This window comes from Inquilinus sp. (genome assembly GCF_039594555.1).
Classification (GTDB): domain Bacteria; phylum Pseudomonadota; class Alphaproteobacteria; order DSM-16000; family Inquilinaceae; genus Inquilinus.
This window is the reverse complement of the sequence record NZ_JBCNNF010000271.1, coordinates 1-9,497: the sequence shown is the minus strand read 5'-3', so window position 1 is coordinate 9,497 and position 9,497 is coordinate 1. Positions and strand designations below refer to the sequence as shown.

Annotated in this window: 12 protein-coding genes; 5 read left to right on the top strand and 7 right to left on the bottom strand. The window is 70.9% G+C overall.

The window, feature by feature from the left end:
* Nucleotides 1-137: 137 nt before the first annotated feature.
* A complete protein-coding gene (locus ABDW35_RS24735; RefSeq protein ID WP_343716526.1) occupies nucleotides 138-815 on the top strand; it encodes an NrsF family protein in 678 nt (225 codons plus the stop codon).
* A gap of 14 nt (nucleotides 816-829) precedes the next feature.
* Here ABDW35_RS24735 and ABDW35_RS24730 read toward each other — a convergent pair whose 3' ends face one another.
* Nucleotides 830-1,510 carry a DUF1223 domain-containing protein gene (locus ABDW35_RS24730; protein WP_343716525.1) on the bottom strand — a complete coding sequence of 227 codons (681 nt, stop codon included), beginning with the start codon at nucleotides 1,508-1,510 and terminating at the stop codon, nucleotides 830-832.
* A 147-nt stretch (nucleotides 1,511-1,657) separates the two neighbouring features.
* Between ABDW35_RS24730 and ABDW35_RS24725 the strand changes: the two genes are divergently transcribed.
* From ABDW35_RS24725 to ABDW35_RS24715, 3 genes are all read left to right on the top strand, one after another.
* A complete protein-coding gene (locus ABDW35_RS24725) occupies nucleotides 1,658-2,155 on the top strand; it encodes a hypothetical protein (RefSeq protein ID WP_343716524.1) in 498 nt (165 codons plus the stop codon).
* The gene (locus ABDW35_RS24720) at nucleotides 2,152-2,646 is read left to right on the top strand and encodes a hypothetical protein (RefSeq protein ID WP_343716523.1); all 495 of its coding nucleotides are present in this window, start codon (nucleotides 2,152-2,154) and stop codon (nucleotides 2,644-2,646) included. Before ABDW35_RS24725 ends, ABDW35_RS24720 begins: the two co-directional genes overlap by 4 nt.
* Nucleotides 2,647-2,729: 83 nt before the next feature.
* Nucleotides 2,730-3,080 carry a response regulator gene (locus tag ABDW35_RS24715; RefSeq protein WP_343716522.1) on the top strand — a complete coding sequence of 117 codons (351 nt, stop codon included), beginning with the start codon at nucleotides 2,730-2,732 and terminating at the stop codon, nucleotides 3,078-3,080.
* A gap of 9 nt (nucleotides 3,081-3,089) precedes the next feature.
* Here the strand turns inward: ABDW35_RS24715 and ABDW35_RS24710 are convergent, their stop codons facing one another.
* Nucleotides 3,090-3,617, bottom strand: coding sequence for an RNA methyltransferase (locus ABDW35_RS24710; RefSeq protein ID WP_343716521.1), 528 nt, complete (start codon nucleotides 3,615-3,617; stop codon nucleotides 3,090-3,092).
* Nucleotides 3,618-3,718: 101 nt separating this feature from the next.
* Here ABDW35_RS24710 and ABDW35_RS24705 point away from each other — a divergent pair, with 101 nt between their 5' ends.
* Nucleotides 3,719-4,798: an asparaginase gene (locus ABDW35_RS24705; protein ID WP_343716520.1), complete on the top strand. Its 1,080-nt coding sequence runs from the start codon at nucleotides 3,719-3,721 to the stop codon at nucleotides 4,796-4,798.
* On the opposite strand, the gene ABDW35_RS24700 is transcribed toward ABDW35_RS24705, so the two are convergent.
* The 5 genes from ABDW35_RS24700 to ABDW35_RS24680 form a co-directional block, all read right to left on the bottom strand.
* Nucleotides 4,795-5,421: a LysE family translocator gene (locus tag ABDW35_RS24700; RefSeq protein WP_343716519.1), complete on the bottom strand. Its 627-nt coding sequence runs from the start codon at nucleotides 5,419-5,421 to the stop codon at nucleotides 4,795-4,797. The genes ABDW35_RS24705 and ABDW35_RS24700 overlap by 4 nt on opposite strands.
* An 89-nt stretch (nucleotides 5,422-5,510) precedes the next feature.
* Complete coding sequence (locus ABDW35_RS24695; RefSeq protein ID WP_343716518.1) at nucleotides 5,511-6,548, bottom strand: hypothetical protein; 1,038 nt, start codon at nucleotides 6,546-6,548, stop codon at nucleotides 5,511-5,513.
* Between the two features lie 177 nt (nucleotides 6,549-6,725).
* Nucleotides 6,726-7,121, bottom strand: coding sequence for a phasin family protein (locus ABDW35_RS24690; RefSeq protein ID WP_343716517.1), 396 nt, complete (start codon nucleotides 7,119-7,121; stop codon nucleotides 6,726-6,728).
* Between the two features lie 59 nt (nucleotides 7,122-7,180).
* Nucleotides 7,181-7,963 carry a GNAT family N-acetyltransferase gene (locus ABDW35_RS24685; RefSeq protein WP_343716516.1) on the bottom strand — a complete coding sequence of 261 codons (783 nt, stop codon included), beginning with the start codon at nucleotides 7,961-7,963 and terminating at the stop codon, nucleotides 7,181-7,183.
* Nucleotides 7,964-7,987: 24 nt separating this feature from the next.
* Nucleotides 7,988-9,154: a pyridoxal phosphate-dependent aminotransferase gene (locus ABDW35_RS24680; RefSeq protein WP_343716515.1), complete on the bottom strand. Its 1,167-nt coding sequence runs from the start codon at nucleotides 9,152-9,154 to the stop codon at nucleotides 7,988-7,990.
* Nucleotides 9,155-9,497: the final 343 nt, after the last annotated feature.

Sequence of the window (9,497 nt, the reverse complement as noted above, 5' to 3'; positions counted from 1 at the left end):
GGCCTTTCCCCAACAACTGGGATATTGCCAAATATGTCGCTGAAGGAGGCATCGGCCGCCAGCGGCGCGTCGGTGCCGGCGCTGAAGGTCGCCATGCACCGCGCGCTGAAGGCGCTGAAGGGGGCTTTGGGACCGAAATGACGGAGACGGGGCACACTCGCACCGAAGACCTGATCGCAAGGCTGGCCGCCGATGCGCAGCCGGTCCGCCCCCTTCGGCCGCCGATGCTGCGCGCCCTGTTCTGGCTGGGCATCGCCGTCCTGATGATCGCCGCCGTCGTCATGGCCATCGGGATCCGGCCCGATTTCATGGACGAGATGGGCGAGACCCATTACCAGCTGGAATGGGCGGGCGCGATGCTGACCGGCATCCTCGCGGCCATCGCAGCCTTCCATGTCAGCCTGCCGGACCGGGGTCGTGCCTGGGCGTTGCTGCCGCTGCCCGGCCTGGCGCTGTGGCTGTTCTCGATCGGCTATGGCTGCCTGACCGACTGGGTGCGCCACGGGCCGGAGGGCTTCGCCTTCGGGGTCAGCTTCTTCTGCTTCCGCTCGATCCTGCTGATCAGCCTGCCGCTGTCCCTGGTGCTGCTGGCGATGCTGCGCCTCGCCGGCCCGGTGCGCCCGGTCGCAACGATCGCCAGCGGGATGCTGGCGGCGTCGGCCTTGTCCGCCTGCGCCGTCGACATGTTCCATGGCGACGAGGCGACGCTGATGGTGCTGCTCTGGCATGGCGGCGCGGTGGCGCTGCTGGTCGGGCTGGGCACGCTGTTCAACCGGCGCCTGTTCGGCCTGTTCGGTCCCCGGACGGCCGGCTGACCAGAAGGGCCCGGCTACAGCCGGGCCGCCCCCAGGATATGGCCGTCCGCGGCCTGCAGCAGCACCGCCGTCCGGTCGCCCTCCGGCCGTGCCGCGGCGACAGAGCCGCCCGGAATCCAGCCGTCCAGCCGGGTCAGGCTGCGCACGACATTGCGGTCGACCAGGGTCTTGCCGGCATTCTCGCCCCGCCGCACCGGCGTGTCGTGCCGGTCGTCGAAGCCGACCAGCCACAGCACCGCGTCGGCCGGGGCCGCCGGATCGACCGCCACCTGCAGCCCCGTGCCGGACGCGGTGAGCTGCACCGGCACCGACGGGTCGGTGCGGGCCGTGGCGATCGCCGAGTCCAACGCTTCGCGGTCGGAGCCGACGACGTCGCCGCGGCCGTCGATCACCGCCTGCGGCGTATAGACCTGGTCCGAGCCCAGCTGCGCGGCATAGGCGGTCTGCCGCGCCGTGGCCCAGGGGCCGGAGAACGGGTCGGTCCAGCCCAGCCGGTTCCAGTAGTCGACATGGAAGGCCAGCGCCAGCACATCGGGCCGGTCGGCCAGTGTCGACAGCAGCGCATCCGCCGGCGGGCAGGAGGAGCAGCCCTGCGAGGTGAACAGCTCCACCACCACCGGCCGCTCGGTGGCCTGGGCCGGTAGGGCGGCCAGGGCGGTTGCGGCCAGCAAGCCGGTCAGAAGCGATCGGATCATGATGTATCCCTCAAACGGCGTCCCGTCTCCGGTTCGGCCCGGTCCGGCGCAGGGTTACAACTGCGATTCAGCCGGGCCTCACATCCTCTCTTGATTCGCGACTGATAATCGTTCTCAATCAACTCGCCGTTCCAACGGGAGCCGAGAATGGACAAGGACCAGATCACCGAGCCGAGTGACCGCCGCGCCCTGCCTTTCCCCGAGCAGCTGGTGCTGTGGGCGCTGCGCCTCAGCGTCGTCGGGCTGAAGACCGGGGCGCCGACCGACCATCCGGTGCTGCTGGCCTTCCGCAAGGTCGGTGCCGAGCCGGCGGCGGAGCGGGTCGGCCTCCTCACCCGCATCATCGGCTTCGGCGCCGAGCGGCGGGTGCAGATCGGCGTGCCCTGCGCCTTCACCGTCACCGAGGATGAGCGCCGGATCCTGGACCTGGTGGCGATCGGCCAGGCGGGCGTAGTGGGCACGCTGATGCTGCGCGGCATGCTGTCGCCGGCCGCCTGCCGCGCCGCCGCCGGCCTCTGTTCCGAACTCGGCGAGCTGCTGGCGGGGGCAGGGATGCTGCTGCAGCGCCCGGCCGCGCCGCCGCGGCCGCTGCGGATCCCGGCGAACACCCCGTCCTTCGGCCTAGTCCGGGCGGCGCTGTCATGAGCGACGAGGCGCATGACTGTGATGATGCCGGCGCCCCGGCCCTGACCCGGGCCGAGACCTTGGTGCTGTGGGCGATCCGCGCCTGGGTGGCCGGCCATCGCCATGGCATCCCGGTGCTGGCCAACCTCCGCACCGCCTTCCGCAACGAGGGCGCGCCGGCGGCAGCGGAGGCGGTGGACGACCTGATGGGCTTCATCGCCAATGGCGCCGGCCGTACCATCCAGGTGAACTGCCCGCGCTGCCGGCAGGTGACGGAGGATGAGCGGCTGCTGCTCGATGTCGTGGCGCTGCACCAGCAGGGCGAGACGATCTGGGTGCCGTTCCTGGCCCGCGCCCTCCTGACGCCCGCCGCCACCCGGCTGTGCGGGCCGATCTTCGCCGCCGTGGCCGACGCCCTGCAGGATGGCGGCATCGGGTTGCCACCGGTCGCCGGCCAGGTGCCGCTGGAGGCCGCGGCCCATGCCGTCCCGGCCGGGACGACAATCCACTGACCGGACCGGGCATCAAGGGTTGCCCTCGATCCGGTTTGCCGCCATGAATCGGGTCGGAATAGCAGGAAGCGAACAGCTGGCCGATGCGTGGCGGACGTGTGTTGCTGGTCGAGGACGACGTGCTGGTGCGTCTCCTCGCCGTGGAGGCCCTGATCGATGGCGGCTTCGATGTCGCCGAGGCGGCGGACGGGCCCGAGGCGTTGCGCCTGCTCGATGGCGGCGACTTCGACCTGATGATCACCGATGTCGGCCTGCCGGGCATGTCGGGCGCCGAGCTGGCCGTCCAGGTGCGGCGCGAGCGCCCTTCGCTGAAGGTGCTCTTCACCACCGGCTATGGGGCAGAGGACGGGGTGCCCCAGGACCTGCCCACCCTGCGCAAGCCCTACGCTGCCGACGCCCTGGCCTCGACCGTGCGGTCGCTGCTGGCGTCCTAGCCTGCTGCCTCAGCCCTGTCCCACGATCGGGCCGCCATGGACATGCGGCGGCAGCGCCTCGGTCGGGCCGCCGGGCATGATCGGGCGAGGCGCGAAGCGGCCCAGCGAGATCAGCCGGTCATACATCACCAGCGCCCCGGCCAGGGACAGGTTCAGCGAGAAGCGGGTCGGGATCTGCACGATATGGTCGCAGCGCGCGATCATCTCGCGCGACAGGCCGCCGCGCTCCGACCCCAGCACATAGACGGCGCGCCGGGGGTGACGGAAGCTCGGCAGGGCGACGGAGTCGGCCATCAGCTCGATCCCGACCAGCGCGCAGCCCTGCGGCAGGGTCAGGGAAGCGACGTCGGGATAGGTGTAGAGCGGCACCGTGCCGGCGGCGCTGGAGGTGTCGCTCCATCCGAAATCCACCGTCTCGGCCACCGGCGCCACGGTGAAGCAGAAGGCCGCGCCGAAGGCGTGGCCGGTGCGCAGCAGGGCGCCCACATTCATCGGCTTGCTGATGCCCTCGCAGCCGATCGCGAAATAGCCTTTCATCCGGGTCCTGTCCGTGTCGTCAGGCTGCGACCTTGCCCCGCGCCGGTCGGAAGGGCAAGGTGCGCGCCGGAACCGGCCCCGCTGATCCCGTCGAGACGACCATGACCGATCCTCATCATCACGACCACGCGCACGCCCACGGCCCCGCCATCGGAACTGCCGATCTCGCGGCCGGCGGCGCGCCGATCCTGGTCGAGGTCACCCGCGGTTCGGTGGTGGAAAGCCGCCACCGCGGCAGTGCCCTGATCGTCGACCGCCATGGCGGGGTGCATGGCCATTGGGGCGACATCTCCCGGCCGGTCTATGCCCGCTCGGCGATCAAGTCGCTGCAGGCGATCCCGCTGGTCGAGAGCGGCGCGGCCGACGCCTTCGGCCTGGGCGACGAGGAACTGGCGCTGGCCTGCGCCTCGCATGGCGGCGAGCCGGGGCATGTCGAGCGCGTGGCGGCCTGGCTGGCGAAGATCGGCCTGTCCGAAGCCGACCTGGAATGCGGCACCCACCTGCCGTTCCACGAAGGCTCGGCCCATGCGCTGGTCTGCCGCCACGAGCATCCGTCGGCCCTGCACAACAACTGCTCCGGCAAGCACACCGGCTTCCTGACCACCGCGGTCCATCTCGGCGAGAAGACCAAGGGCTACATCCGCTACGACCACCCGGTGCAGCAACGCATCCTCGGCGTGCTCGAGCAGATGACCGGCTGCGGCCTGGGCGACGCGCCCTGGGCGGCCGATGGCTGCTCGATCCCGACCATCGCCATCCCGCTGGAGGGGCTGGCCTTCGCCATGGCCCGGATCGCCGACCCGGACGACCTGCCTTCGAGCCGGCGCGACGCGGTGCTGCGCATCCGCAAGGCCTGGGCGGCGCATCCCTTCCTGGTGGCCGGCACCGGCCGCTTCGACACCGAGATGATGCAGGCCTGCCACGGCCGGGTGATGACCAAGGTCGGGGCCGAGGGCGTGTTCTGCGCCGCGCTGCCGGAATACGGCCTGGGCGTCGCCCTCAAGATCGATGACGGGGCGGACCGGGCGGCGAATGTCGCCATGGCTGCGATCCTGAAGCGGATCGGCGCGCTGGACGATGCCGACCAGGACGCCGCTGGCCGCTGGCTGGCGCCGGAGATCAAGACCCGGCAGGGCGTGACGGTCGGGGTGGTGCGCGGCGCCGAGGGACTGGCCGGCTAGTTCGCCCGGTTCCAGGCGGCGGTGGCGAAGCCGGCGGCGACCAGCACGCCGGCGCCGGCCCGGTTGATCAGGCGCAGCACCGACGGCCGGCCGATGGTGTCACGCAGCCGGGCGCCGATCCACGCATAGGCGGCGGCGTTCAGCGCGGCGAGGGTGACGAAAGTGCCCTCCAGCACCGCCATCTGCGGCAGCAGCGGCGCCTCCGGATGCACGAATTGCGGCAGGAAGGCGACGAAGAAGACGATGCTCTTCGGGTTCAGTGCGGTTACCGCGAAGGCGTGCAGCAGCATGGCGCGGGGCGACCGCTCGGTCCCCGGCGCCACGAGGCCATCGGCTTTGGGGGCGGCGCGCCACAGCTTGATGCCGAGATAGACCAGATAGGCCGCGCCGATCCATTTCAGCGCGGTGAAGGCAGTGGCCGAGGCGGCCAGCAGGGCGCCCAGCCCCAGCAGCGACAGCGTCATCGCCGTCAGGTCGCCCAGCGCCACGCCGGCGACGATCCACCAGGCATGCGACCGGCCGCGGCCCAGCGCGTAGGACAGCACCAGGGTGACGGTCGGGCCCGGGATGATCAGGACGATGAAGGCGGCGAGCAGGAAGGCGAACCACAGGTCCAGCGACATGGCGACGGCTCCTCTTGGCGAGCCGCCAGCAATCCATGGCCCCAAGGATTTGTCCAGCGGCGCGGCGACCGCGCCGCTGGACCGGCCGTTCAGTCGTGCCAGAACGAGTCTCGGGTCACCTTCACCTTGCCGGATTCGATGTCCGAGACCTTGATCGCCGGATAGCCGACGGTCCAGTCGGCGCTGGATGTCCAGGCATCGATCACCATGTCGCGCATCTCCGCCGCCCCGGCCGCGACGCGCTGGGTGACGAAGCCGACCGCCGCCGGCGCCGGGGTGGTGTAGTTGTTGCTGACCGGGGCCAGCTGGTAGGTCTGCTCGACCGTGCCCAGGGTCGCCTTCAGATAGTCATGCACGCGCTGCTCGATCTGGCAGCCGCAGTCGCGATAGCGCGGCAGGGCGGCGCGGATCGCCCGCTCGGTGATGAAGCTCTTGACGAAGCTGCCCTCGAACGGCGCATGGATCGGGGCGTTGGTGTAGTTGTTCGGGTTCGGGTAGTTGCCCCAGCCGTTGAAATGCACCGAGACATGCATCGGCTGGCTGCCATCGGCCACGTAATGGCCCCAGACGCCGATGTCGCGCAGCAGCAGCTTGCGGCGCAGCTCCAGCTGCACCGCGAAGAATTCGCGGTCGGCGCGGTTCGAGGCGGTGCGCAGGCCGGCCGTCAGGGCGCGCACCCAGGCAAAATCCATGCGGACCTGCTGCCAGCCGTCGATGATGCTGTAGTACAGGTAGCCGGCGCCATACTGGGTCTGGCCGCCGGCGCGCAGCGCGGTGTCGAAGTCGCGGCGCGACACCGGCATGGCGTTGAAATCGACGCCGCCCAGCACCTTGCCGGAATCGTCGATGTCGATGAAGTGGCCGGGGTCGCGCTCGAAATCATGGGTCTGGCCGGCGCCCTTGGAAACGTCGAGCTCGGCGTTCCATTCGGAGATCGCGGTGTCCGACTGCCACCCCAGCATCGCCTTGATCTGCCAGGGCAGGTTGTCCGCGGCGACCTCGCCGATCGTGACATGGCCGGTATGGCCCCAGGCCCAGGCCCGGTTCTCGGCGGCGGCCGTCGCCAGAACCAGGGTCGAGACCAGACCGATGGCGCGCAGCGCGCGCCGCTTCGCGGTACGAATCATCCTGTCCCCCATGTTTGTCCGATGGGTTTCGCCGAAACGATGCGGCGAAATCAGGATGCTCCTAGCAGTGTTCGGGCGCCGCTCCCATAAAGGTTCGGTGACGAATTCCTTCCAGGAGCGACTATTTCGTTATGGAATTTGCATAGAACCCAATGGTTCTATTTTCGGTGGTGCGGCCTAGCGCTTCTTCCGACCCAGACGCCTGGCATTGGCGGAGGCGACGCGATGGGCCGGCGCCAAGCTGGCATCGGCCAGGGCGGCGGCATCCGCCGCCAGCCGTCGCCCGGCATCTGCGGCCTGGTCCGTGCCTGCCTGCAGCCAGTGCTGCCACGCCGTCGCCGGGCTGGTCCAAGCGGCGGCGGCAAGCTGGGCCTGGGTGCCGAACCAGAAGGCCCAGCCCCATTGTGCGGCTGCCATGCGCTGCGCCACCCCGGCGCCCGTTTCCGCGGCGACGGCCATCTTTTCCGCCACCATGCGGGTGAATTCGGGGTTGCCCAGCGCCACCGGATTGCCGGCGGCCTGCGCCAGCATCAGGCTGCGGTGACCGATCGTCTGCCCGGCGGCAATGGCCATCTCGGCCATCCGGATCATCGGATCGGCAGGCCGGCGCCGCCGCGTTGTCCTCTTCCTGGTCATTCTTTTCCCGGATTGCCAAAGTTCAGCTGGGTGCCGACCGGGCGGAAGCCCAGCCTGGCATAGAGGATCTCCGCCCCCGCCGCGGCGGACAGCCAGGCGACGTCGTGGCCTTCTCCGAAATACGAGTCGAGCAGGCAGCGGCACACCGCCTCGGCCAAGCCGCGGCGGCGGAAGGCCGGCCGGGTGCCCACCGCCGCCAGCTCGGCGGTGTCGCCGCCGATCAGCAGCAGGCCGCTGGCCGCCGGCACGCCCTCCAGCCGGGCCAGGGCGGCCTGCCGGGTGCCGCGGGCCAGGCCCTGCCGCAGCCGGATACGGAAATCCGCCTGTCCGGCCTCGTCCAGCGGCTGATCGAAGGCCTCGTGCTGCACCAGCATCAGCGCGTCGATCGCCGCCTCGTCCCCCAGCGCCAGCAGCCGGGCCGGCCCGTTGGCGTTGGCCTCGCGGCCGGGGCGCCAGGCGTCACGGTGCAGCAACATCAGCGGCGCCTCCATCTCCCGCTCATAGCCCATGGCGTAGAGCGTCGGGGACAGGGCAGGGTACAGCTCACGGAAGAACTCGATGCGGAACCGCCGTCCGGCGGCGTCGAAGGCCTGCTGCAGCTCGGCCACCGCCGGGCGCCAGTCCGGCGCTGGGGCGACCGGCACGGCGAAGCTCTGGATCGGGTCGTCGCTGGCGTCGGAGACGAACAGCGCGAAGGGGCCGATATCGGCCCGCTGCCGCCCCTCGGTCGCGGCCGCCAGCGTGTTGGGGACCAGACGCTGCAGCAGCGCCCGGTTCACCGCGGGCCCCCGATCATGGACGGATCACGACAGGGCGGGGAGGAGGCGGTCCATCGCGGTCTGCAGCCGTTCGACCGATCCGGCGAAGCACAGCCGCAGATGGCCTTCGCCGCCCGGCCCGAAGGCCGAGCCCGGGGCCAGGCCGACATTCGCCTCGTGCAGCAGCCGCAGCGCCAGGGCCCGGCTGTCCGGCTCGCCCTCGACCCGGAAGAACAGATAGAAGGCGCCGTCCGGCCGGGTCAGCCGGACCCGCGGCGATTCGGACAGCCGGCTGATCACCAGGTCGCGCGCGGTGCGGCAGCGGTCGACCTGGCTCCGGATGAACGGCTCGCCCTGCTCGATCGCGGCCACCGCGCCGTACTGCAGGAAGGTCGGCACGCCCGAGGTGTTGAACTGCTGCAGGTTCTCATAGACCTGCCCCAGCTCCTCCGATGCCACCACCCAGCCCATGCGCCAGCCGGTCATCGCCCAGTTCTTGGAGAAGGTGTTGACCACCACCAGCCGGTCCTCCGGCTCGGCGATCGCCAGGAAGGACGGTGCCGTCGGGCGGTCATAGACGAAGCGGGCATAGACCTCGTCGGCGACGATCCAGATGCCGCGGGCGCGGCAGAACTCCAGGATCGCCTTCTGCTCCTCGGCGGTCAGGGTCCAGCCGGTCGGGTTGCCCGGGCTGTTCAGAAACAGGGCGCGGGTGCGCGGGCCGCAGGCGGCGAACAGCCGGTCAAGGTCCAGCCGCCAGCGGCCGTTCTCGACCCCGATCGGCACCGGAACGGTGCGGCCGCCGGCGATCTCGACGGCGCTGAAGATGTTCGGCCAGACCGGGACAGGCATCACCACTTCGTCGCCGGCCGAGACCAGCGCCTGCATGGTCATCATGATCGCCTGCATGCCGCCGACGGTCACATAGATCCGGCCGGCGGGCACGGTGGCGCCGGCCACCCGGCCGACATAGCCGGCCAGGGCCTCGCGCAGCGGCGGGATGCCGCGCTGCCAGGTGTAGAAGGTCTGGCCCTCGGCCAGGGCACGGTTGGCCGCCTCGCCGATGAAGGCCGGCGTCGGCTGGTCGCCCTCGCCGACCCACAGCGGGATCAGGTCGGGCTTGCCGCGCCCGGCATTGACGACCTCGACGATGCCGCTCTCCGGCAGCCGCGCGATGTCGCGGCGAATGCCGCCCAGAAGACCCGTCGCCATATGTCCGTCCACGCTGACCTCTCCCCGTCTTTGCGGCGGAAGGTAGCAAGACGGGGCGGCAGGCGTCATGTGCGGCCCGCGCATGGGCGTCGCGCAGTGCAAGCGGACGACCAAAGGACGGCAGGGAAATTTCCAGGGAACCGATCGGGGCGCGCACCGTTAGGAAGCCTGAGGCCCCAACGGCGCTGGTTCGTGAGCGGCTTCGGTCGCCCGCCAGTGGCGGGTCTCGGCGGCAACGGCGGATCCCTCCCCGCCGCGGCCGTGCGATGCAGGACCCCGTGACCGGATCCCCCCTCCGGGTCACGGGCGGCGGCGGGGCATTTTCGCCCCGCCGCCGGGCTGC